The organism is Saccharibacillus sacchari (assembly GCF_037722395.1).
GTDB lineage: Bacteria > Bacillota > Bacilli > Paenibacillales > Paenibacillaceae > Saccharibacillus > Saccharibacillus sacchari_A.
On sequence record NZ_JBBKAR010000056.1, the window covers coordinates 98394 to 122613 of the forward strand.

18 protein-coding genes are annotated in these 24220 nt (G+C 53.3%); 14 read left to right on the forward strand and 4 right to left on the reverse strand.

All coding sequences use genetic code 11. The features are described from left to right. The first annotated feature begins 13 nt into the window (after nucleotides 1–13). Nucleotides 14–2905 carry a CHASE3 domain-containing protein gene (locus WKI47_RS21655; RefSeq protein ID WP_340229273.1) on the forward strand — a complete coding sequence of 964 codons (2892 nt, stop codon included), beginning with the start codon at nucleotides 14–16 and terminating at the stop codon, nucleotides 2903–2905. Nucleotides 2906–3073: 168 nt separating this feature from the next. On the opposite strand, the gene WKI47_RS21660 is transcribed toward WKI47_RS21655, so the two are convergent. The 3 genes from WKI47_RS21660 to WKI47_RS21670 all read right to left on the reverse strand — a co-directional run bounded on the left by WKI47_RS21660 (nucleotide 3074) and on the right by WKI47_RS21670 (nucleotide 8154). Further along, nucleotides 3074–4903, reverse strand: a complete 1830-nt coding sequence (locus WKI47_RS21660; RefSeq protein WP_340229274.1) for an ABC transporter ATP-binding protein — start codon at nucleotides 4901–4903, stop codon at nucleotides 3074–3076. Then, complete coding sequence (locus WKI47_RS21665) at nucleotides 4887–6638, reverse strand: ABC transporter ATP-binding protein (RefSeq protein ID WP_340229700.1); 1752 nt, start codon at nucleotides 6636–6638, stop codon at nucleotides 4887–4889. The genes WKI47_RS21660 and WKI47_RS21665 overlap by 17 nt, the downstream gene beginning before the upstream one ends. 343 nt (nucleotides 6639–6981) lie before the next feature. Then, on the reverse strand, nucleotides 6982–8154 hold the full coding sequence (locus WKI47_RS21670) for a GNAT family N-acetyltransferase (protein ID WP_340229275.1): 1173 nt from the start codon (nucleotides 8152–8154) through the stop codon (nucleotides 6982–6984). A gap of 519 nt (nucleotides 8155–8673) precedes the next feature. Here WKI47_RS21670 and WKI47_RS21675 point away from each other — a divergent pair. The 12 genes from WKI47_RS21675 to WKI47_RS21730 all read left to right on the forward strand — a co-directional run bounded on the left by WKI47_RS21675 (nucleotide 8674) and on the right by WKI47_RS21730 (nucleotide 21117). Beyond that, on the forward strand, nucleotides 8674–9906 hold the full coding sequence (locus WKI47_RS21675; RefSeq protein ID WP_340229276.1) for an aminopeptidase: 1233 nt from the start codon (nucleotides 8674–8676) through the stop codon (nucleotides 9904–9906). A gap of 83 nt (nucleotides 9907–9989) precedes the next feature. Beyond that, nucleotides 9990–10403 carry a DivIVA domain-containing protein gene (locus WKI47_RS21680; RefSeq protein WP_340229277.1) on the forward strand — a complete coding sequence of 138 codons (414 nt, stop codon included), beginning with the start codon at nucleotides 9990–9992 and terminating at the stop codon, nucleotides 10401–10403. 80 nt (nucleotides 10404–10483) lie between these two features. Next, on the forward strand, nucleotides 10484–10804 hold the full coding sequence (locus tag WKI47_RS21685; protein WP_340229278.1) for a thioredoxin family protein: 321 nt from the start codon (nucleotides 10484–10486) through the stop codon (nucleotides 10802–10804). Nucleotides 10805–11292: 488 nt separating this feature from the next. Next, entirely contained in the window at nucleotides 11293–11826 is a 534-nt protein-coding gene (locus WKI47_RS21690) for an RNA polymerase sigma factor (protein WP_340229279.1), read from the forward strand. Next, on the forward strand, nucleotides 11810–13657 hold the full coding sequence (locus WKI47_RS21695; protein WP_340229280.1) for a hypothetical protein: 1848 nt from the start codon (nucleotides 11810–11812) through the stop codon (nucleotides 13655–13657). Before WKI47_RS21690 ends, WKI47_RS21695 begins: the two co-directional genes overlap by 17 nt. Before the next feature lie 85 nt (nucleotides 13658–13742). Continuing rightward, complete coding sequence (locus WKI47_RS21700) at nucleotides 13743–14090, forward strand: DUF4181 domain-containing protein (RefSeq protein WP_340229281.1); 348 nt, start codon at nucleotides 13743–13745, stop codon at nucleotides 14088–14090. Nucleotides 14091–14301: 211 nt separating this feature from the next. Then, nucleotides 14302–14835 carry an RNA polymerase sigma factor gene (locus WKI47_RS21705; protein ID WP_340229282.1) on the forward strand — a complete coding sequence of 178 codons (534 nt, stop codon included), beginning with the start codon at nucleotides 14302–14304 and terminating at the stop codon, nucleotides 14833–14835. Further along, nucleotides 14819–16594, forward strand: coding sequence for a hypothetical protein (locus tag WKI47_RS21710; RefSeq protein ID WP_340229283.1), 1776 nt, complete (start codon nucleotides 14819–14821; stop codon nucleotides 16592–16594). Before WKI47_RS21705 ends, WKI47_RS21710 begins: the two co-directional genes overlap by 17 nt. Nucleotides 16595–16776: 182 nt before the next feature. Next, on the forward strand, nucleotides 16777–17310 hold the full coding sequence (locus WKI47_RS21715) for an RNA polymerase sigma factor (RefSeq protein ID WP_340229284.1): 534 nt from the start codon (nucleotides 16777–16779) through the stop codon (nucleotides 17308–17310). Beyond that, a complete protein-coding gene (locus tag WKI47_RS21720) occupies nucleotides 17294–19048 on the forward strand; it encodes a hypothetical protein (protein WP_340229286.1) in 1755 nt (584 codons plus the stop codon). The genes WKI47_RS21715 and WKI47_RS21720 overlap by 17 nt, the downstream gene beginning before the upstream one ends. A gap of 151 nt (nucleotides 19049–19199) precedes the next feature. Further along, a complete protein-coding gene (locus tag WKI47_RS21725; RefSeq protein WP_340229288.1) occupies nucleotides 19200–19733 on the forward strand; it encodes an RNA polymerase sigma factor in 534 nt (177 codons plus the stop codon). Beyond that, complete coding sequence (locus WKI47_RS21730) at nucleotides 19717–21117, forward strand: hypothetical protein (protein WP_340229289.1); 1401 nt, start codon at nucleotides 19717–19719, stop codon at nucleotides 21115–21117. The genes WKI47_RS21725 and WKI47_RS21730 overlap by 17 nt, the downstream gene beginning before the upstream one ends. 465 nt (nucleotides 21118–21582) lie before the next feature. Here WKI47_RS21730 and WKI47_RS21735 read toward each other — a convergent pair whose 3' ends face one another. Then, nucleotides 21583–22827: an MFS transporter gene (locus WKI47_RS21735; protein ID WP_340229701.1), complete on the reverse strand. Its 1245-nt coding sequence runs from the start codon at nucleotides 22825–22827 to the stop codon at nucleotides 21583–21585. 466 nt (nucleotides 22828–23293) lie between these two features. Here WKI47_RS21735 and licT point away from each other — a divergent pair, with 466 nt between their 5' ends. Then, nucleotides 23294–24133: a BglG family transcription antiterminator LicT gene (gene licT / locus WKI47_RS21740; protein WP_340229290.1), complete on the forward strand. Its 840-nt coding sequence runs from the start codon at nucleotides 23294–23296 to the stop codon at nucleotides 24131–24133. Nucleotides 24134–24220: the final 87 nt, after the last annotated feature.

Sequence of the window (24220 nt, forward strand, 5' to 3'; positions counted from 1 at the left end):
GGAGGGCATGGGAGTGCCGAATAAAAGACGTTTCAATATTCGCGCGAAAATACTAGCGGGATATTTATTTATTTTGGTCTGTCTGGGGTTGTCGCTGCTGGCGATTTCGTCCCAGGTTCGCAGTTTGCAGGAAGCCAATGCGTTTATCAGCGATCATGATATCGCGGTGCACGACGAGGTTAGCGCGCTGCAAAAAAACGTGCTCGATATGGAAACGGGTCAGCGCGGATACCTGCTTACGGGCGACCGCGAGTATCTGGAGCCTTATACGAGCGGTCGCACGCAATGGGAAACCTCGTACAGCCGATTGTACGAGTTGATCGGCGACAACGCGTCCCAGCAGCAAAGCCTGGGCTTGATCCGCTCCAATATACAGAGCTGGATCGCGGAGATGGGCGATCGCACGATCGAACTCAAAACCGAAGGCAAAGACGCCGAAGTGTTGGCTTATTACACGGGCGATGCGGGCAAGCGCGAGATGGATCAGCTTCGCGTCGAATTCGACGCGTTCCGCGATACGGAGCAGCGGCTGACCGACGAGAGGGTCGCCGAACTGAAAGCGAACAGCGACCGGATGATCTATGCGATGATCGCGCTGTGGGCGCTGGTAGGCCTCGTCTCGATCGTGGCCGCGCTGACGGTAGCCGGCAATATTTCCAAAACGATATCCCGCGTGACGGACGCGATCCGCTCGATCACCGCCGGCGGCGACCTGCGCCAACGCATCGACGTCCATTCCCAAGATGAAGTCGGGGAACTGGGCGAATCGACCAATCTGCTGCTCGCCAAGATTCAAGCGGAAGACCAGCACAAAGAACGCCTGATCCATCTGGCGGAATTGCTTCAGCAGCATGCGTCTTCGTCGAGCACGCAGTTGGCGGAAGCATTTATGTCGAAAGTATCCGAAACGACCGGGATTCCAGTCGGTGTTTTCTACTCCGCCGACGCTTCTCGCGGCACGCTTGTGAAAAAAGCGGCGGTCGCCGAAGACGCGGAACACGCGATACGGACGGAAGCGGTCGAGATCCAGTTCGGCGAAGGCTTGATCGGGCGCTGCGCGCGCGAAGGGCGTACGCTGCATATGAAAGAAGTGCCGGCCGATTACGTCAAAATCTCTTCGGCGCTCGGCGCTTCCAATTCGGCGGAAGTGCTGCTTGTGCCGGCGCTTTACGCGGGCGAGGTAAAAGCGGTAATCGAATGGGCTTCGGCCAAGCCGTTCGAACCGGACGAGATCGAGCGCTTGGAGCGCAAAGCCGAGTTGCTGGGCAGCACGCTGCAATCCGTCGAATCCAGGCAGGAGATCGAACGCCTTTACCGCGAAGCCCAGGCTTTGAACGAAGAACTTCAGGTGCAATCGGAAGAGCTTCAAGTCCAGGCCGAAGAACTTCAGGTGCAGGCGCAGGAAGTGATGACGCAGCGCGACGAACTGGAGAGCATCAACGAACAATTGAGCGATCAGAAGCACGCGGCCGAAATCGCCGTGGAAGAAACCGAAAAATTCGCCCAGGAGCTGCAAATCAGTTCCAAATACAAATCGGAGTTTTTGGCGAATATGTCGCACGAGCTGCGTACACCGCTGAACAGCATGTTGATCTTGTCGCAGATCCTCTCCGAAAACGAAGGAAAATCGTTGACGGCGAAAGAACAGGAATACGCCTCCAGCATCAATGCTTCGGGCAAAGATCTGCTTAGCCTGATCAACGATATTTTGGACCTGTCCAAAGTCGAAGCCGGAAAAATGGATCTGGATCTCGGTCTGGTCGATCTGGGCGGCGTCGCTTCCGATATGAACCGATTTTTCGGCGAATTGGCAGTTCGTAAAAAGTTGAAGTTCCGGATCGAAATCGAAGAAAACGTGCCGGGCCTGATTTTCACCGACGAACTGCGATTGCAGCAGATTTTGCGCAATCTGCTATCGAACGCGTTCAAATTCACGGAGCGCGGCGAAGTCATTCTGCGAATCGGCCGGGTTCCCGGCAAGCGCATGAATCCGGAAGGTACCGCCTACGATCAGTTGGCATTCAGCGTTAGCGATACGGGTATCGGCATTACCGAAGAAAATCGACAATTGATCTTCCAGGCTTTCCAACAGGCCGACGGCACGATCGCGCGCCGCTACGGCGGTACAGGATTGGGCTTGTCGATCTCGACGCAACTCGCCGAACTGTTGGGCGGAGAAATTACGCTCGACAGCCAATACGGATTGGGCAGCACGTTTTGCCTGTACGTTCCTTGCGTCAAAGACGACGGAGAAATGGCCGATCTGTTCAAGCCGTTCAACAATCTGGAGTCTTGGGCAAGAACGCCGTTCAAACCGAAAGACATTTTGGATTTGGAAGCGGACCAATCTGGCGAAAACGACAGCAATTCGATCTGGGATGCGAAACCTGTGTTTTTTGCGGAACCGCATCATTCGATTCATATCGTGCCTGATTCCGAAGGCGGCGTCTGCGATCCCGATCCGTCGAATCTATCGTTGTTCCCGCCTTCGTCACACGAAACAGCAATTACGTTCGACGGCATGCGCATGATGATCGTCGATGACGATATCCGCAATGTCTATGCGTTGACCAGCATGCTGGAAAAGCACAACGTGGAAATCACTGTCGCGCAGACAGGATTGGATGCGTTGGACAAACTGCGCGAAGAAGGTCCGTTCGAGATGATTTTCATGGATATCATGATGCCGGAACTTGACGGTCTGGAAACCATGCGGCGGATTCGGCAGGTAAAAGAGCTCGCGCATATCCCGATTCTGGCGCTCACCGCAAAAGCGATGAAGGAAGACCGGGAGAAATGCCTGAACGCCGGCGCTTCCGATTATTTGACCAAGCCGCTCGATATGGATTTGGTTGTGGAACGAATGAGAATGCTGCTCGACGTATCAGGCCGAATCGCTGATTAGGTCTGTTCGATCCGTATGACATTCGCAAAGCCGAATGAACGTCGCGAAACAAGTGATCGGTAACGAATACCGGCTATAGTCAAAAGCCTCTGCAACCGAAATTTCGGTCGCAGAGGCTTTTTTTGTGAATGATATTATGTGCTCCGCACTTCAACTGCATGATCCGGCTTAGCCGGGAAGCTGCTGCCGCCCTGACTGTCTGGCGTGTCGATACAGCTCCGCATAATGACCGCCGCGCGCCAGAAGTTGGGCATGCGTGCCTTGCTCCGTCAATTCGCCGTCCTGCATCACGAGAATGCGGTCGGCGTGCATGATCGTCGACAGACGGTGAGCAATCACGATCGTGGTCCGGCCCTGTGCAACGGAAGAAAGGGCTTGCTGGACCAATTTCTCTGTTTCCGAATCGAGGTTGGCGGTCGCTTCGTCGAGAATCAGAATCTTGGGCTGGAAAGCGACGATACGCGCGAAAGAGATCAACTGCCGCTCTCCGGCCGACAATCCGCTTCCTCGTTCGGATAAATGCGTATCGTAGCCGTTTTGCAAACGAAGAATCATCGGATGCGCGCCTACAAAACGACAAGCCTCGATCACTTGCTCACGCGTGATATCGTCACGGAACAGGCGGACATTGTCGATGATCGAGCCGGCGAACAGATAAGGATCTTGTTGAATCAAGCCTACGGCCGCATGCAGATCGTGTTGCGTCACATTGCGAATATTGGTGCCATCAATTTCTACGGAACCGGTATCCACATCGTAAAAACGGTTCAACAGGCTGATCAGCGTGCTTTTGCCTGCTCCCGTCGTTCCGACGACGCCGATCATCTCGCCGGGCTTGATCCGTAGATTAAGATTTTTCAGCACCGGACGGTCCGGGCGATAACCGAATGTCACATTGCTGAAATTCACTTCGCCGCGCAAAGAAGAGGCGTGAAGCCGGATCTGTTCCTTTTCGCTGGGCTCGCGTACATCCGGCTTCGTTTCCAATACGCGTTGAATCCGTTCAACAGCGACCGTCGTCGATTGGAACGTATTCCACTGCATCGTGATCTGGTTAATCGGCTGGAAAAATTGACGGATATAGCTGACAAAAGCGTACAGCACGCCGACCTCCATATTTTGCCCAAGCACTGCGCGTCCGCCCAGCCAGACCATCAGCACGAGCGCGGCGTTGCCGAGAATATCGAAAGTACGGTTAAACCATACATTGGAACGCATCTGGCGCAGATTGGCGTTCCAGTAATTGCGGTTCTGCTCCGTGAAGCGTCCGAATTGTTCTTCTTCCTGCCGGAAAGATTGAATCAATCCCATGCCGGACAGATTTTCCGCGGTAAAAGCGATCAGGCGGGACAAACGGCTGCGCGCCTGCTGATACGTATTGCGCAAATAGGAACGGAATAAGGCGGCAACGATAAAAATGACCGGAAGGATCAGCATCGAGAAGGCCGCCAGCTGCGGGTCGAGGCTGAACATCAGCACAATGATGAGTACCAGCATCATACCGTCGCGCACCAGACTGAGCAGCACCTGGGTGAAAAATTGGCTGATCGTTTCCGTATCGTTTGAGACATTGGTCACGAGACTGCCGCTATGCGTCCGATCGAAAAACGACATCGACATTTTCGAAATATGCCCGAACAGGTCTTTGCGAATCCGGGCGATAATGCTTTGTCCCGCGTATTGCAGCAGATTATTTTGTAAATAGGTAAACAAAAAGCTGATAACGGCAATGCCCAAGTAGATCAGGCCTAGTCTTAGCAGCGAACCTCCGCCTTCTCCTTTGGCGAGATGGTCGTCGATCGCGATCTGGACGATCAGCGGCTGAAGCAGCTCGGCCGAGATGCCTAGCAGCGCACAGACGGTGACGCCTAGAAAAGCCATGCGATGCGGTTTGGCATAACCCAGCAACAGCTTTAACGTGGAGGAAGTCGACGGTTTGTGTTCCTGCGAAGGACTTGCTGCGGACTCGGCGGCTTGCCCTTTATTCAAGTTCGTCATGTTGAAGCCCCTCTTCCTGAAGCCGATGCATCATCGCGTACGCGCCTTCGCGCCGCAGCAGCTCCTCATGTGTTCCGCGCTGCACGATCTGTCCTTCGCTCAACACGACGATCTCGTCCGCGTGTTTGACCGCGCTGATCCGATGCGAGATGATGAGTGTCGTTTTGTTGTGGCGCTCTTGAACCAGATTATCAAGAATACCGGTCTCGGTGACGGCGTCCACGGCGCTCATGCTATCGTCAAGGATCAGAACCTGTGCTTTTTTGGTTAAACCCCGGGCGAGGCTGGTTCGTTGACGCTGCCCGCCGGAGAGCGTCACGCCGCGTTCGCCGAGCCGGGTCTCGAAGCCTTCCGGGAAACGCGAAATATTGTCGTAGATCATTGCGCGCTTGGCGCCTGTTTCGACCTTTTCCATCGGAGCTTCCCGGTCGCTAAACGCGATGTTGTCGCGAATGGTCGTACTGAACAGAAAGCCGTCCTGCGGGACGTAAGCCAGACGGCTGCGTAAGCTTTCGAGCGACAGATCGCGAATATCCGTGCACCCGAAAAACAGCGAGCCGCGCGGCGGTTCGTAGATGCGCAGCAGCAGCTTGACCAGCGTGGTCTTGCCGCTTCCGGTCCGACCGACGATTCCGATCGTTTTTCCGGGCGCGATCGCGAGATTAATATCTTTCAGCGCGGGTTCGCGACTGCCGGGATAAGAGAAAGTCAGGTGATCAAAACGAATCTCTTTCGGTTTATCCAGGGTGCGGGCATTTTCTTCGTCCTGCACGTCAGGCTCTTCATTCATCAGGCGATTGACCCGTTCAAGCGAAGCGCCGGAACGCTGCATCATATTGATCACGTTACCGATCTGTTGCAGCGGTCCCACGATAATGCGCATATACAGGGTTAGCGAAACGAAGCTGCCGAGCGTAATCGCTCCGCTAAGCGTTTGCGCGCCGCCGATCAGCAGTGCCAGCACCAACGATAGAGCGCCGAGAAACGGGATAGCCGCCTGAAACAGCGAAGACAGCCGGACGAGGAACAGTTGGGCGCTACGGATCAGGTCTACTTTTTCGCCAAACCGACGGCCTGCGATTTCTTCGGTACCGAATGTCTTCGTCACGCGAATCCCGCCGAATTGTTCTTCTGCCGACTCCGTCATTCCAGCCAGCGATTCCTGCACATGCATCGAACGCTCGCGTACTTTCGGGCCGATGCGGACAACGATTAACGGAATAAACACAAGCGGGCTGATGCAGATCAGGATCAGCGACAGCGGAATGTCTCCGATGACCATCATGACGATACAAGAAAGCAGCAGCACAACGGCATTGGTCGTCTGGGTCACGCCGTTCGAGATCGATTCGCGTACAAATTGCACGTCGTTGGTCACATAACTGAGCAGCTTGCCCGTACCTTGTTTGGAAAAAAAGTGTTCGCTGAGCGTGGCGAATTTGCTGAACAGCTTCTGGCGTACTTCGAATTCGAAGCGTCGGCCAAGTCGCATCACCTGATATTGACCCAGTCCGAACAGCACGCCATACGAAAGGCCGATCCCGAGCAGCAGCAGGGCGAACTGTGTCACGGAATCGTAATTGAGCGTTCCTGCCTGAAGATCATCAGTGAAGCGTCCCAAAACGAGGGGAAGTGCGGATTGGACAACGTTGGCGACGACGATCAGCAGCACGGCCATCATGTACCCGGGGATATGCGCCGTAACATAATCCTTGAGTAGTTCTTTGCCTTTCAAGTCCACTTCAACTCTCTTTCGAACCGCCCGGCGGCCGCCGAGACTTGGGCGAAGTTGGCCACTCGGGTCGGAAATGGGGTGAAAACATCAGTGAACACGGGGAACTCCGAAAATGCGCAGGACACGAAAAGGCAGAGCGAAGGCGCACAATTACGCGTCTTCGCCTTGCCTCTTTTTCGAAACGTGCTAAGCCTATCGGTTCATGTTCACGATCACGGAAAAGCAATGTACTATTTCATCATATACATATTACCCTTCGCTTGAAAAGACAAACGCATAAAGGCGAGGGGAGCGAGTCTTGTTCGGAGGAAGGCGGCGCTGCGGAGAAGGCAAGTTTGTAAGATCAGATGTAATGCAAGCCATAAGGATTCGGGAGAGGAATGGGTTCGAACCAACTTGGGATATCGCCGAGGCGTGGGTAGTGGGGATCGAATAGCGTTCCGTACCATTCGGCCCGGCTTAATTCGCGATTACTGCTTGTGGCGAATACGCGTCCGTCGGGATCGACGCGCAGTGCTTCTTCCCAAGGCAGAGGCCAAAGATCGTAAGCCTGTTCCAGCAGAAGGCGAACATCGGTTACGAATAGGGTGCCGCTGTTGCGGACGGATTGAAGTTCAGCCCCTTTTTGTTCAAGCAGCTTTTCCAAGTCTTGATCCTGCCACGGAATATCGACGTGCAGTTCCTCCAACGGACAGAAGTCGAGCAAGGCATGGATCAGATAGGCGGTATGTTGAGCTTCTCCGCCGTAGGAGATAACTGTTGCAGGATTGCCTTTTTCAGGTGAAGTCTTTGGTGAAGGAACGGCAGAACCGCTTAGAAGCGAACTTTGCACATCGCGAGGGACTCCCACTATCGCATAGGCGATCAGTCCATGTTCGTTTTCTGCAATAACCGTAAGCTGTGCCAACCCCAATACATTGCTGTAGGCGGCTGCGCCCAGTAATTCACCTACGCCTGCGGCACTTTCTTCGAAACGGGTGCTGCCCGATTGGTGAAGGCTGTGCAAACTCAACAAATCTTGCGGTTCGGCCAGACGGAGCCGTATGGACGATTGCATATGAGAGGACGAGGAGGAGGAAGAAGCGGCAGTCGGGCGATGGAGTAAGGCTTTTGTAACGCGTCCGAAATAAGCACTTCCTGCTCGGGTATACAGCGAACGATCGCCGGAAATAAACAGTAGCGGCGCTTCTGCTTTTTGCGTGTGGGCGATACAAAGATTCAGCAATTCGCCAGCGAGTCCGGCACCCCGATACTCAGGCGAAGTAAAAACCGAACCGATTGAAAAGGCGCGAAGCGAAGAGGCTCCGCCTATCCGCAGCGTTGAAGGCGAAAGTCCCATAAACGCGGCAAGATTCCCTTTTTCAGCAAATGCCCCATACGATTGAACAATACCTGGTGCGAAAAGACGCGGGAACATGTCGCCCATCGTCGGTTGACTATTCGGGCGAAATACGGAATTGGAAAGCCGTGCAGCATCAGCAAGCTCATGAGCTTCAAGCAGGCGAAAAGTAGTCATCCATCAAGGCTCCTTTGGTCAGTCAATATCTGCCGCGAATATAACAGAAAGCGCTTTGATTTGCAAAGTTACGCGAAGGATCGAGGGAAGCGGGCAAGTGGGCGAGCAGGAAATCAGGCAAGCGGACCGGCACGTAAACCGTATGGGAAAAACAACTACGAATATACAGGTATTTGATCGCTTTTCGCTCATTTTGAGCAAATAACGACTTATATCCAGTTATTTCTCTTTGCTGTGCGTATTTAGCGAACAAAAAGATGAAATAAATGGAGATATGCAGGTATTTTTTTCGGCGGCAAGAAGGAAGGGGAGTATAAATGGAAATACGCCGTTATTTTGAATGATGTTCGAATGTGGGTAGTCAGCTTCCGTTGTCGGTAGAATTGTTCTGTCAACGAAAGCTCTTATTAAGGCCGCTGAGTGGATTTTTGCAAAATCTTTGACTATGATAAAAAGAGATGTTTTTCGAATAAGGTTTATCTTTTCATATGTACATAACCAACTGGGGGCAAAAAAGAAATGGATAGATTTACGCAGAAACTGGAACAATACGCGGAGCTGGTCGTAAAGGTAGGGGTTAACATTCAGAAGGGGCAAGTGCTTCATCTGCAATCTCCGATCGAAGCGTCAGAGTTTACGCGGCTGATCGTCAAAAAGGCATACGAAGCGGGAGCGAAGTATGTCGAGATCGAATGGGAGGACGAAGCAGCGACCCGTTTGCGTTACGAGTATGCCTCGGAAGAGACGTTCGACTACTACCCGACATTCAAAGCCGAAGCGTTGGAAAAGCTGGCAGCCGAAGGCGGGGCGGTCATGCATATCAAAGTGCCGGACCCTGAACTGTATCGCGGCATCGACTCTTCCCGCGTGGCGCGGGCAACCAAAGCAGCGGCGGCGGCGCGTAAAGGCTACCAGCAATTCGTCCGTACGAATCAACTGTCCTGGTGTCTGATCAAAGCCCCGACGCGCGCCTGGGCGAACAAAGTCTTTTCCGATCTGCCGGAGAACGAACGCGTGGACGCGATGTGGGACACCATTTTCCAAATGAATCGGGTCGGCGAAGGCGATGCGGTCGAGAATTGGCAGAATCATATTCAGACGCTGAAAGACATGCAGGCCAAGCTGAACGAAAAAAATTACAAAAGCCTGCATTATCGCGCGCCGGGCACGGACCTCAAAGTCGAATTGGCACCGGATCATCTATGGCTCGGCGGCGGCGATACCAACCGGTCGGGCGTATACTTCGTAGCCAATATGCCGACCGAAGAAGTGTACACGATGCCGAATCGCACAGGCGTTAACGGAACGGTTACGTCCACCATGCCGCTTAACCTGAACGGGCGTCTGGTCGAAAAGCTGTCGCTGACCTTCAAAGACGGTCGCGTAGTCGAGTTCGACGCCGAATCCGGCCGCGAACATCTGGAATCGTTGCTCGATACCGACGAAGGCGCGAAGTATCTGGGCGAAGTAGCGCTGGTGCCGTACGACTCGCCGATCTCCAACTTGAACCGCGTCTTTTACAATACCGGAATCGATGAGAACGCGTCCTGCCACTTCGCGCTCGGCAGCTGCTACCCGGTCAATATGAAGGGCGGAGCGGATCTGACGCAAAACGAACTGCTGGCACGCGGCGGCAATTCGAGCTTGACCCACGTGGACTTTATGGTCGGCTCGAATCAGATGGACATCGACGGGGAATTGCAGGACGGGACGGTTGAGCCTGTGTTCCGCGCCGGACAATGGACGATTTAAATTTTAATTTTGCAAAATCTCTTAATTAAAAATTCATCAATCTCGCGAAATAATATGATACATTAAACGAAGGAGGAATGGGCATGGAGGAGCAGTATCAGCGCCAACTTGAGGAGCAAAAGCGGCTGTTCAAACAGCTCGGCATCAAGCTCGACGCTTTGCAAATTCATGAGAAGGACTTTCCCGTCAAAATGCGCGGGTATACGAAAGAGGACGTCGATGCGTTCCTTGACGACGTCATTCTCGATTACGAGCGGTTTTATCAGGTGATCTCCGACTTGTTGGACAAGTACAATGCGCTTCAGCGCCGCCAAGGCTACGATCTGGAGAAGAAAGATGCCGAGATCGCGAGACTTGCGGAAAAAGCGAAAGTGCAGGACTATCTGGTCGACCGTCGCATCGTGGATGAAGCGGTACAGGACATGGAACGCGCGCTTCAAGCGGCCAAACGCCGGATGCGTCCGGGTGCGGGCGATTCGTACAACGACTCTTACTGAAGCGGCGAGCGTAACCTTTTGCAAGTATATCCGATCAGCGTGGACGGACCCTTTCCCGAAACCGAGAGGAGAATGCACATATGGAACGAATCGAAAGCTTGGAACAATATAATCAACAAATCGGTGGCGACGGCCTGACCGTCATCAAGTTTGACACCAACTGGTGCCCGGACTGCAAAAACCTGGACCGTTTCATCGGCGGAATTATCGAAAACAACCAGGACAAAGAGTTCTTCGCGATGGACGCGGAAAAATTCCAGGACATCGCCGAATCGAACGAAGTCCGCGGCATCCCGAGCCTGCTCGTGTTCAAAAACGGCGAAAAAATCGCCCACCTGCACAGCAAATTCGCCAAGACTCCAACTCAAGTATCCGAATATTTGGAGTCGATCGGGAAGTAAATCCGCGGGTTAGTCGATTTCGCATTCTGCTCAAATTGTTTGACTTTAATGAAGCTCACTTCGATGATGAAGTGAGCTTCATTTTTCTTAGCAAAAAGGACGGCTTTCATCCGCCCAATAAGAGGTGTGCCAAAAATCTGTTCCTTGAAGAAGCGAACTTAGCGGAGGGAGAAATTCAGTGAAAGACAGGTTTTCGAAGAAAACCTGCGGTAACATAGGTGTAATTGTTGGCCTTTGAACTTGGGAATGTTCCTTATAAAAATTTAATTCGAATTCCCAAGTGAAACAGCGAATAGAACTGAATTTCTCCCGCAGCGTCTCTTCTACTCCATCGAACAGGATTTCTCGCACCCATACCTTTGGGGCGGCCCCCAGCCGTCCTTTTTGCCATGAAAAATTTATTGTGCGAAAATGGAACCTATTTCGATCCCCGCTTGTTCTTAGCGTCGAGTGATCACTACACAGAGGGGCAAAGGAAGTGAGAAACGTTGGACGACAAAGAACTTTTTGAAAATTATAAAGAGGCGGTCTACCATTACTGCCTGTACATGCTTCGCAGTCGCGCGGACGCGGAGGATGTATGCCAGGAGGTATTCGTCAAAGCGCTGCTGGCGGACCGGAGCGGCATCGACTACCTCAAAGCCTGGCTGATGAAGATCGCGGCGAACGAATGCCATACGCTGCTGCGACGCAGAACGAACGGCGAGATGAAGGAAAAGCGGGCGTTTTGGCTGGGCATGCCGCTGCGTTCCCCGCAATCGGTAGAGCAGGCTTACGAAAAGATTGAGATGTCGGGCGAGTTCGAGGAACTGCTGAGTCGGCTCAAGCCGAAACTGCGCGAGGCGCTGCTGCTGTATTATATGGCGGATCTGTCGACGCTGGAAACGGCGGACGCGCTGGGCGTACCGATCGGAACGGCCAAATCGAGAATCAGCCGAGGGCTGAGAGCGTTAAAAAAAGCGACGGAAAAAGAATCGGCGATGCCGGAAAAGGAGCGTGACGGTCGTGCTTCGAGCTACTGAAAACGAAACGGAAAAAAAGCTGCGCGGACTGAAAAAGGAAAATCCGAACTATGACGCGATGTGGAGCCGGGTACGGTTGGAGGCGGACAAGCGGGCATCGGGCTGGCAGGAACAGGCGGCTGCGCCGATACGCAAACCGTCCGCGAAAAAAAGATGGCTGATGCCGGTGACTTGCGCGGCGCTTGCGGCCGTGATCGCGCTGGGAGCGGCGGCTTCGCAAGGCTACTTCGAAACCCTGATCCCGGACGCGAAAGCCGCTCCGCTTGGACAGTCGATCGGGGCGCAGGCGGAAGTGGAGGGCATGACGCTGAAACTGAATAACGTGGTGCAAGGCACGGATCGCGCATACGGTCAGACCGAAGCGCAAAAAAAGATGATGCTGGACTTTTCGCTTAGCGGATTCGGCGATGAAGACGTGCGTATGGCGGCTTTCGACCAGGCTTCGATCACGGATTTGGATACGGGGAAAAAACTCGATCTGATGATGGGCGATTTCAATACGGATTATTCCCATAGCATCGAAGATTGGGCGTCGAGCCGTACGCTGAACACGTCGTCGAGAGTGAACGGCGATATCAGCGACACGGAAGGACAACATCGCTACCGGCTGGAAACGTCGGGGCTGTACATGATCCGCCGCGTAACGGTTCCGATCGAAGGGAACGTAAAAGTAGGCGCGGAATATACTGTACTGCCCGAACGTGATTTCAAAATAAAAATTACCGATATTCAATGGGATCAAAAGCAGGGGCAGATGAAAATCAAGTTCTTGCCCAACGAAAACGTGCCGGTATTGGATACGAAAGATTCGGCTACGTTGGGTATGGATCGGAACAACTCCGTAACGCTGAAGTTGGGAGATCGGGATCTGGGTCCGGGAGGATGGATGCAACCGCTTGAACCGGAACCGGGCGTGAGCGAAGCGGAAGGCGAATACGATGTCAAAGGCTTGACCGAAGATCAGATCGCCGATATGACGATGACGTTCTCTTACGCGGAACCGGTACGGGTCGTCGAAGGACCGTGGACCATCGACTTCACGATCGATTCTTCGAAAGCAATCGTGCAAACGGAAACGGTTCCTGTCGAGGATGCTTCGGAGCTGACGGAGAAAGCCGGCTGGACGCTGGGCGACGCTCAATTGGACGCGTACGGCGTGACGATCCCCATGTATCGCAACAATAGCGGTTCCGAAAAGACGACCGAACTGAAAGACGGTCAAGTCGTTCAATATAGCGTCTCGATTACGGACGGGGAAGTGACGACCTCCGGTTCGCAAGATCCGATTCCGGGCATACCGACCGGCGAAGAAAGAGAAGGCCAACAGGAATACATCAAATTCGGCGTACAGGGCATGGCGCGAAACAATCCGACCGATCATGCTGCGTACGAGTCCTGGGACAGTTACGATTTCCGGGGCAAGCCGTTGACCGCGATATTCAATAATGCCTGGGTCGCTCACCGTCACGACGATTATCGCAAAGAAATTCCGGTGCCGACCGAAAATGAACAGACGACGGCCGATACGATTCCGGAAGGCTTGCCGATTAAATATATCGTGCACCGCGAAGGAAAAAACGTGCTCGTACAGGTTGAAGCCCCGGAAGGCATGAATATGTATGAAGGCATAAGTTTGGAAGTTGACGGAGAGTCCTATGCGCACGATACCGACGAATCCAAAGCGACATACGTTCAAAATATCGAAAACCGACAGTACGAACGCGTATACGTGTTCGAAAACGTGCCTCAAGGCCAAAAGTTCGAACTTGGACTGCAAGCCTACGGAACCGTCGACAATACCAAAAACGCCAAAGTCATCATCCGCAAATAAAGCATCGACCCAAAACCGCCCGGGAGTTGCAACCCCGGCGGTTTTTTGCGCGTATAAAGAAGATCAGCACGAAAGAGGTGAGCGTATGTTTGCTATTGCTCCGATCCTGGTCGGTGTGGCTATTCTTCAGTGGGTACTGGAGCGAATCCTGCTGGAGAGCAAAGAGAGCATGTGGGACGTAGACGGAGAAGGATTCAAGCCTTATGTATGGTTCACGATTATCAGCATTGTGTTAGCCTTGGCTTTTTTAATCGGATTTTCGGAGCCTCGCGGCTATGTTTGGATGGCAGGATTGATTACCGCAATGTTCGCGGTGCGTTCGGTGTTGGAACGAAAATATATACCGGGCACCCGTCGGCATATCGTATCCTATTGGCTAGGCGGCTTGGGACTTGCGGTAACCGTGCTGCTTGCGATCGGCATTTACGGTTAACGATCTATCCGCGAAAAAGCGAAAACCGCCGTCGGGAAAATTCCCGGCGGTTTTTGGTTTGTCCTTTTTCCGATACGCGCATAATTAACATTTCCGGCTGCGGAAAAACGGGAACCTCTTCGCCGTTTCGAAAGTCCTCTATAAGAAGCGCGCGCTCATTCATGAACAGTGGAGGAGGCAAACGGAAGTCGATAAGGATGTGAGAAGAGGGATGAACGACCTGGAGTTGTTCGAAAATTACAAAACGACGGTATACCGATACTGTCTGTATATGCTCAAACATAAAGGCGACGCCGAAGACATATGCCAGGAAGTATTCGTCAAAGCGATGCTGGCGGATCGAAGCCGTCTGTACAACGAAAAAGCATGGCTGCTGCGAATCGCGGCGAACGAATGCCATAGCCTGATGCGACGCAGAAGCCGGGGACGGAGCAAAGAGCAAAACGTTTTTTTGCAAAACGATCCGCTTAACCATGAACCGTCGGTCGAGACCGCTTACGAGCGTCATGAGACGACTTCGGAATTCAAGGTGCTGCTCGGACAGATCAAACCCAAATTCCGCGAAGTTTTGCTGCTGTTCTACATGGCGGACCTGCCTATCGCGGACGTGGCCGACATGTTGGATCTGCCGATCGGAACAGTCAAATCCCGTATGAACCGGGGATTGAAATCGTTGAGAAAACAGATGGAAGAACAGAACGAACATACCGATAAAAGGAGCGATATCCATGCCTCGAATTACTGATTCCGCGATGGAAAACGAACTTCGCGATCTGGACGACGAAAGCCCGGATTATGCCGCTATGCGCAGACGCATCGTGCTGGAAGCGGATAAGCGGAGATCGGGATGGAAAGAAAGCGCGCCGGGCGCAAAACGATCTTTTCGCCCAATCCGAACATGGTCTACGGCCGCCGGGTTGCTGGCCTGCGCGGCCGCGGTCGGAGTCTTTTTGCTGAATCCCGATCTATTGCCGGAGCCGGCTTCGACACCCGCTACGAACTCAAGCGAGACGCTTAACGCGTACGAATCCCCCGCTGGACAAGCATTGGAAGCTTCGGCCGAATTGGACGGGATCAAGTTGACGGTCAATAATGTGATTCAAGGGCATCTCGAAGACGGCGACGCATTGGAAAAACGCAAAGATCGGCTCGTGCTACAAATGAACCTGAGCGGGTTGGCCGGATCGGATGCCGATTACGCGGGATTCGCATCTACACGTCTGACGAATCTGGATAACGGCCAAACGCAGGAGTTGAAAGGAGCTGGCTTCGATCTGCGTTCGGGCGCGGCCGACGCGCAGGATGCCCAGGTGCTCGACGGCGATTGGCCTGCCGAAGGCGAGTCGGCGCGTTACCGGCTCGAAACGAGCGATCTGTACAAGATCAAGCGCCAGAACGTACCGCTTGAGGGCGAAATCCGGGAAGGGACGGAATACCCGATTGCCTCGCTCGACGGCGCGTCTTTGCTGCTGCTGGATTCCCAATGGGACGCGGATACCGAGCAGTTGACTTTGAATTACGAACTTCGCGGTTCCGATCTGGAAAACGAAACGAATTATCCGATTTCCGTTTCGAAAGAAGCCCGGACGCAATTGCTGCTCAATAACGGCGCGACCTCGATCCAACCGTTTTTGGAAGGAAAAAACGGGAACATCGTCAGCCGGACCTACACGCTGTACGGGATGAGCGAGCAGGAGCGGCAGTCGTTGACCATGACGTACAGTTATGCGGAAAACGTCGAAAAAGTCGAAGGCGTTTGGCGGGTGGATTTTAACCTCGACGGCGAAGCTGCGCAGGAACGGGCAGTCAGCGTGAAGCCGGAAAATGCCGCGGAGATCGAGACCGTAATCGGCTGGAGACTGGGACAAGCGAGCGTCGGCGCGTACGGCGTCTATCTCCCGATCGACAGACAGCCGCAGGATCGCGTGCTGCATGACGGACTTGTGTTGTATTACGAAAAATCGACGCTGCTTGCCGACGGTTACGAGTTCGCGCAGGGCGCGCATATCAATCAGCAAGCGTCGCGCGAGCCGGAAGCGGCACAAGGCCAGGAAGCTTTGATGTTCGAATTGCTGAGCGAGCAAATGCGCGATCTGACGACCGGACCGCTGGCGATACGGCTTCAGGATGCCCGCATCGTTCGCGAAGCGCCGGAAGGATTCCGTACGGTGTTGGCCGATCCGCAGCAGCAGGAGCGCGACATCCAAGCCAAGCTGCCGGACGGCAGTCTGGTGCATTACCGGTATTCCCGCCAAGGCGGCGATCTCAGAGTCGTGACGGAAACGAACAACCGCGTGCATCTTCTGGACACGGTTGTGTTGAGCGTGAACGGCGTCGAGTTTTCCCCGGACCCGGATGCTTCGTACGAAGACTATCGGTCCGAAGGCGATTACCGCGTCGATGTCTACCACAACGTTCCGCAAGGAGCCGAACCAAGCATCGGGCTGGATTTTTACAGTCAGGTCGATTCTTCGCTGGACACGAAGATCGTGCTGCGCAAGTAAAGAAAAGATTGCGCAGGATCGACCCGCAAACCGAATACGCAGGTTGAAACTTCCAATCAGCCCGATCCTTTCGCGAAATCGAGAGGGTCGGGCTTTTGAATTTCGGAAAAGGCGAACCGTTTTTGCCGTCTGCAAGTCTCTATAGAGAACGAACGATAAAAAGGGGCAAAGGACGTGAAAGAATGGACGATCAAACACTGTTCGAAACGTATAAAGAAGACGTGTACCGATATTGCTTGCATATGCTGCGCAGCCGCGCGGATGCGGAAGATAGTTGCCAGGAAGTTTTTGTGAAAGCCATGTTGTCGGATCGAACCAAAGTCGAATACACGAAAGCCTGGTTAATGCGGATCGCCGCGAACGAATGCCGTTCCTTGTTGCGTCGTCGCAACACCGGGGATCGAAAAGAGAAAAAAGCGTTCTCGATCCATGCGCCGCTGCACTCGCCGCGATCGGTCGAGCATGCGTACGAGCAAGCCGAGACCGCGAACGAATTCGTCAGGTTGCTGAACAAGCTGAAGCCCAAAACCCGGGAAGCGCTTCTGCTGTATTACGTAGCCGACCTGTCGACGAACGAGACGGCCCGGGCTTTGGACGTTCCGGTAGGAACGGCGAAATCGAGAATCAATCGGGGACTGGGCATGCTGAAAAAAGCGTATGAAAATATGCCGGAACCGTATCGGAAAGGAAGGGAACATCATGCTTCGAGTTGCTGAGCAACAAATCAGAAAAGGATTGCAAGCTTTGCCGGACCACGGCCCGGATTACGATTCTATGTGGCAGCGGATACGCACGGAGGTAGAACGCCGACGTTCCGGTTGGAACGAACAAGTCGATACGTCGAACGATAAGCGGTTCGTTTCGCGTTCCCGCCAATGGATCATGGCGGCGTCGGCCGCGGCGGTCGTGATCGCGGCCGGAGGAACGGCGGCTTACTTCAGCCCGTCCGAAGGCTCCGAACCGACTGCGGCGGACGTCGGACAACAACTGCAAGCGACGGCGGAAGTTGACGGCGTTCGATTGACCCTGAATAACGCGGCGATCGGCTTGCAACCGCTCGCGGAAGAAAATCAGATGTCGCTTCGAATGACGTTGAACGACACGCAAGGAAGAAGCTTCGATGCCGCCGAGTTCGGGGAAGCGACATTGACCGATCTCGATACCGGAAAAAATCTGGAACGGTCGGGAACGAAGCGCGATCTGTTCCGGCAAGAAGCACCAGGCGAAGATTACGCGTTGACGCAATACTTCGCCGGCAGTTTGCCGGTTGCCGGCGAAACCAAGCGGTATCGCTTGACGATGAAAGACTTGTTTTTGAACGAAACGGCAGAAACGCCTTTGGGAAACGAGCTTGTCGAAGGTCAAGAATACGCCGTGATTCCGGAAGACGACCTGAGGATCAAGATCAACGCTTACGATTGGGGATCGGGCGATCAACGTCTTAACGTATCCTACGAAGCGAACAAAGACTGGCCCAAGTCGCAAAGCGACAGCCTGCCGTCCACATTCACCAAAGAGCCGGGCAAGCTGACGATCAAAAACGGAGAAAAGTTGTTGACTTCGCCCGTGTGGGGTTCGATCAACGCCGAGCAAGTGTGGTCGAGAAACACGACTTTCATGTTCCATAATGTGAACGGCGAGAAGCCGCAAGACCTGACCTTCTTTTACGCCTACGTCAAAACGGTCGATAAAGCTAACGGGGAATGGACGATCGACTTCACCGTGCAAGGTTCGCAAGCGGCCGCTTCGGATTACACCCTTTCGATCGACGGTCAACAATCGCTTGAAGAGCGGACCGGAATGAAACTGCCCGAAGCAATCGCGAGTCCGTTCCGAATCAAAATCCCGGTGATCCGTCAAGAAGCCGATGCGAAGCAGTCTGCCGGAAGATTCCTGTTTTATCAGGAGACGATTTTGCAGGTGGACGATATGGAGATTCCCGGTTTGCAAGCTCCGATTCCGGGTCAGGAGTACGTACCGCCGGGGATCGATCCGAAAGCCCCGGAGACGATCACGTTCAATCTGGCACAGGATTCGCTATCCGATCTGAGCGGCAAATCGTTGACGTTAAAACTTCGCAACGCGGTGGTGATGAACGAGTATCCCGAGATATGGACGTCGATCGAACCGCCTGCCGCTCAAGCCCAATCCGTGAAAGAAACGATGCCCGATCAAAGCATTATGGCTTATAAGGTCACGCGAAAAGGAAAAGACGTGCACGTTCAGACGCTGACCGAAAACAAGTTTTATTTGATAAGCGGCACGCAGTTGAAAGTGGATGGCAAAACGTACGAAAGCGACTCAAACGAGACGTCCAGCAAATATGCCGGCGACTTCGGTTATCGGATCGACGTTTTCAAAAACGTGCCGGAAGGCAGCGACTTTTCGATCAACGCGGGTTCTTACGGCGTATACGATTCTTCGCGCGACCTGGATCTTCCGATTTCCCAGTAATCCGGCTGTACCGCTCGATCCAAACCGGTTCCTTAAGTATGATAAAAGGAACCGGTTTTTTGAATTTTTTTAAAAAAGCGAACTGTTTCTTCGGCTTGGTAGTCTTTATACAAGGGATAATGACATAGAGGGGCGAAGGGCGTGAGAAACGGTGGACGATAATACGTTATTTAAAACATACAAAGAAGATGTGTTCCGATACTGCCTACATATGCTGCGCAACCAGACGGATGCGGAAGACATCTGTCAGGAAGTGTTCGTCAAAGCGATGATGGCGGATCGGAGCAAAGTGGAATATATCAAAGCGTGGCTGATGCGGATCGCGGCCAACGAATGCCATTCGCTGATGCGGCGTCGAACGAACGGGAATCAAAAAGAGAAAAAGGCATTTTCGATCAACCTGCCGCTGCGACCGTCGCAATCGGTAGAAACCGAATACGAAAAAGCCGAAATGGCCGACGAGTTCGGGCAATTGCTCAGCCGATTGAAGCCTAAAGTGCGGGAAGCCATGCTGCTGTATTACATGGCCGACCTGTCGACAGCCGAAACGGCGGAAGCGTTGGACGTTCCATTGGGAACCGCCAAATCCAGAATCAATCGCGGCTTGAAAATGCTCAAGAAGCTGTACGAAAAATCGTCGGATTCGAAAGAGAAAGGAAGTGACCACCATGTCTCGAATTACTGAACAACAAGTCAAGCAGCGGATGCACGACCTTTCGGACGGCAGCCCGGATTATGACGAGATGTGGAGTCGGATACAACTTGAAGTCAAACGCCGCCGTTCCGGTTGGAGCGAGCAGCCGAATGTTCCGGCGACGAAACGCGGCATGTCGCGCGCCCGCCGTTGGGCGATTGCCGCTTCCGCCGCTGCCGTGCTCGCGACGGCCGGAGGAGCCGCCGTTTATTTCAACCCGTTGATGCAGCAAGAAATCGCTCCGACCGAGATGGGGCAACAGATCGGCATCGCTACCGAAGTCGAAGGGGTCGAAGTTACGCTGGATAGCGTGGTGGTCGGCCGCAAACCTTCGGAGCAAGACAATCAAATCGCGCTTCATCTGAGTTTGACCGATGTGCAAAACCGCGGGTTCAACACGTTTGAATTCGAGTCTATGACGCTGACCGATCTGGATACCGGCGAGAGCTTGCCGATGCAAAGCGACCGAAGCCTGTTTCAGCCGGACGAAGCGAATCCGTCTATTCAGACGCTTATCCAATATTTCGCAAGCAATCTGTCCGCGGACAGCCAAAATAAAAAATACCGGTTGACGCTGAACAATCTTACCTACTCGACGACCCAGATCGTCGATACGATCCAAAAAGAATGGACGCTCGATTTCACGATTAAAAACGGAGAAACCGTCACCTTCGGGTACGATTTGCCGATTGAAAACCAGACGGCGTTCGAACAACGTACCGGCATGAAATTGGAGCCGGCGGAAATCGGTCCTTTCGAGCTACGAATTCCGTTGACGCGTACGCAACAAACGGCTTCAGATGGGTTCAAGCTTTTGTATTACGAAGATGTGAGTTTGCGAGTGGACGACAAAGAAGTCAAAGGAAGATGGAACCCTTGGCCGACAACCGCCAATCTGCTGGCAAACGTCGGTCCGGATTCGCCGGAGGCGCTTTATTTTAACTTTGTAGATTACGGCTTGGAGGATGTCCGCGATCGGTCTTTGACACTGCAACTGCGGAATGCGGCGGTGGTGCACGAATATCCCGATCTATGGACGAAGGTTTCGCCTCCGACCGATCAAGCGCAGCGGCTTCAACAACCGATGCCGGATCAGTATGTGATGGATTACAAAGTGACCCGGGAAGGTAAAGATATCCATGTGCAAACGTTGACGAAAAATAAATTCACGATGGTGAGCGGAACGAAACTCAAAGTCGACGGCAAATTGTACGAATCCGATCCGCACCAGGCCAGCAACAAATACGTCGGCGATTTCGGATACCAGATCGACGTCTTCCCGAACGTGCCGGAAGGCAGCGAATTTTCGATCAACGCAGGTACGTATCGCGTACAGGACGCTTCGCGGGACGTCGATATTCCGATTCCGAATTGAAGCGGTTGAATTTGGAGAACAAAGTGTGATCAATCGTAAAGTTACGTTTACGTGAGGTTCGCAGGCTCAAATCGGAGCGGGATTTGAGCGAGAGCGGTTAAAATAAGTGCGCAAATACACTTATTTCGATCAGTTTGCTCTCGGATCTGTAAATAAGTGCGTATATACACTTATTTGAAGAAAAGACGCGTAAAAGAGCAGGATACGGAGAAAATAAGTGCATATACGCATCTATTCTCGCCAAAAGGAAAAATTCGAAGAAATTAAGTGTCTATTCGCACTTATTCTTAAAATTCAGATCGCAGAAGGCCTGGATTTGAGTTTTTCGAAATTGGCTTTGTACACGCGAAGAACCAACAAAAAAAGCTGCCGAGAAACTCCAACGTGATTGGAAACGGGTTTCTCGGCAACCTCAACCTGAAGGAAAACCGTTATGGTTTTCCTTTTTTATGCTTCCCTGTTTGATCACTCTTCCGTCTCGTTGTCTTTCGCCCAGCCGTTCAGCTTCGCGTCGCTCGGCAGCAACAAGGTCAGCACGCCGAGCAGCGGCAGATAACTGCAAAACCGCATGACCGTCGCGACGCCCGCGACGTCCATCCAGTTGCCGAGCACCAGTCCGCCGAGACCGCCCATGCCGAACGCGAGGCCCGTTACCAGACCCGACACCGCGCCGACGCGGCCCGGAATCAGCATTTGCGCGTAGACGACCGATACCGAGAAGCTCGATAGCAGGATAAATCCGATCACGGCCAGCAGAATGCCGGTCCAGACCAAATTCGCGTACGGAAGCGCCAGCGCCAGCGGAGCGGCGAGAATAATCGAACCCGACAGCACGTTCCGTTTGCCGAACCGGTCGGCCAGCGGTCCGCCGAAAAACGTTCCGACCGCGCCCGCCCCGAGGAACAAGAACACGTAAATCTGCGCGTCGGCGATGCTGACCGCGAACGCGTCGCGCAAAAAGAACGCGTAGTAGCTGCCGATCGACATGACGTACCAAGAGCGCACGAACACGAATAACAGCAGCACCGTCATCGCGGAAGCGACTTTTTTGCGAACCGCCGGGTCCATCGCTTTGCGCACGACCGCTTTTTTCGTTTGCGCGGCCGCTTTGAGCGTGCGTCCGTACCAGCGGGCGATAAAGATCTGAACGACGATTCCCAGCGCCGCAAGCCCCGTGAACCAGATCGCCCCGAATTGGCCGAGCGGGATAAAGATCATTCTCGTCAGCAGCGGAGCCAGCGATTGGCCCGCGTTGCCGCCGACCTGGAAGATCGACTGCGCGAGTCCGCGGCGCGGCCCCGCAGCCATATGCGAGACGCGCGAGCCTTCCGGGTGAAACGTCGCCGAACCCAGTCCGACGAAAATGACCGCGATGATGACCGCCGCGTAATCGGACGCGTAAGCGAGCAGCAGCATCCCCGTCAGCGTGGACGCCATCGCCAGCGGCAGCAAAGCGGGCGTCGGCCTTTTGTCCGCGAACAGACCGATAACCGGCTGCATGATCGAAGCCGTAAAATTGATGGCAAACAAAATCCAACCCAACTGCCCGTAACTCAGCTGCATGGAATCCTGCAAGATCGGCATGATCGCCGGAATAACGGATTGCATCGAATCGTTGAACAGATGCACCAGACTGATCGCGAACAACACGCCGTATACCGTTTTGCGAGCGCGTCCGTCAGAAGATCCGGGAGCGGGAGATCCTTTCATGGCGGGGCCAGTCGCGGGGTCGGAATGCAGCCGCTCGGCGTTGTCGCCGTTTTTTACAAGCATGATAGAAATCCTCCAAATCGACGCAGGTCGTTCGAAATAGCGGAAGCCAAAAAGCTTTTCGCTTAGGAACGCATAGCCGCCCTGACTGAATTTTCCGTTTATGTAGGCTTACGTTCGGAATGTGTATCATTTTAGGCCAAGCTCGCGTATCCGGCAAGACTTCTTTGCGCGATTCGAACAAGCGAGCAAGTCGGAAAATTCGGTTGACACCGTTTTCAGCTAGTGCTATGATAGCCGCGAGGCTTGTTACCGGTAATGCGGGCAATACCCACGATGAATTGATGAGACGTACAGACAGGAGTTCAGGCTCCTTTATCCGCGCGTACGCTTCTTTCATTGTAGGTATTGCCCTTTTTGGTGCTTGTTCACCCAAGTGCTTAATCCTCAAAAACAGGTGGTCCATGTGATAATTAAGCAGATTTTCAATAACAATATCGTCAGCACCGAAGATGACAAGAATCAAGAACTGCTGATCCTCGGCCGGGGAATCGGGTTCAATTCGAAAGTAGGCGATACCGTCGATGAAAAGCGGGTCGAGAAAGTTTTCCGTTTACAGGACGAAGTGCTTTACGAGAAGTTCAAAGCTACGGTCATGGAAGTTCCTATCGATATTTTGCAAGCGACCGATGATATCGTGAGTCTTGCGCGTATGCAGCTTGGCAAAACGATCAGCGATGGCATCTACGTTTCGTTGTCGGACCATATCCACTTCGCGATTCAGCGCATGAAGGACGGCATGATCGTGCGCAATCCGCTGTCGTGGGAGATCCAGCATTTTTACAAGGCGGAATACGATGTGGCAAAAGAAGCGCTGAACGTGCTGAAGGAGCGTCTGAACGTCGAATTCCCCAAAGAAGAGATTTGCAACATTGCGCTGCATTTCGTCAATGCGGAAGTCAACGACTCGATGAACGACGTGACGCATCTGATGCAGCTTTTGCAGGAGATCATGAATATCGTCAAGTATCATTATAGCGTGGAACTGGACGAGGACAGCGTGAACTATTTCCGTTTTATCACGCATCTCAAATACTTTTGCCAGCGCGTCGTCACGCATTCCAGCCATGAAGACGTCGAAGAATATCTGTACGAGATCGTGAAAAAGAACTACCCGGAAGCGTTCGCGTGCATCGGCAAGATCGAACGTTTTATCCGCAAAAATTACCAGTACGACATGACCCACTCCGAGCAATTGTATCTGTCTTTGCATCTGGAGCGGCTCATGAAAAACCGAACTTCATAAGGCGTACGGATCTAAAAACCAATTCGCACGCTCACAGGGCTTGTTACTGTTCAATCAGGCAATACCCGGATGAATCCAGATGCACCG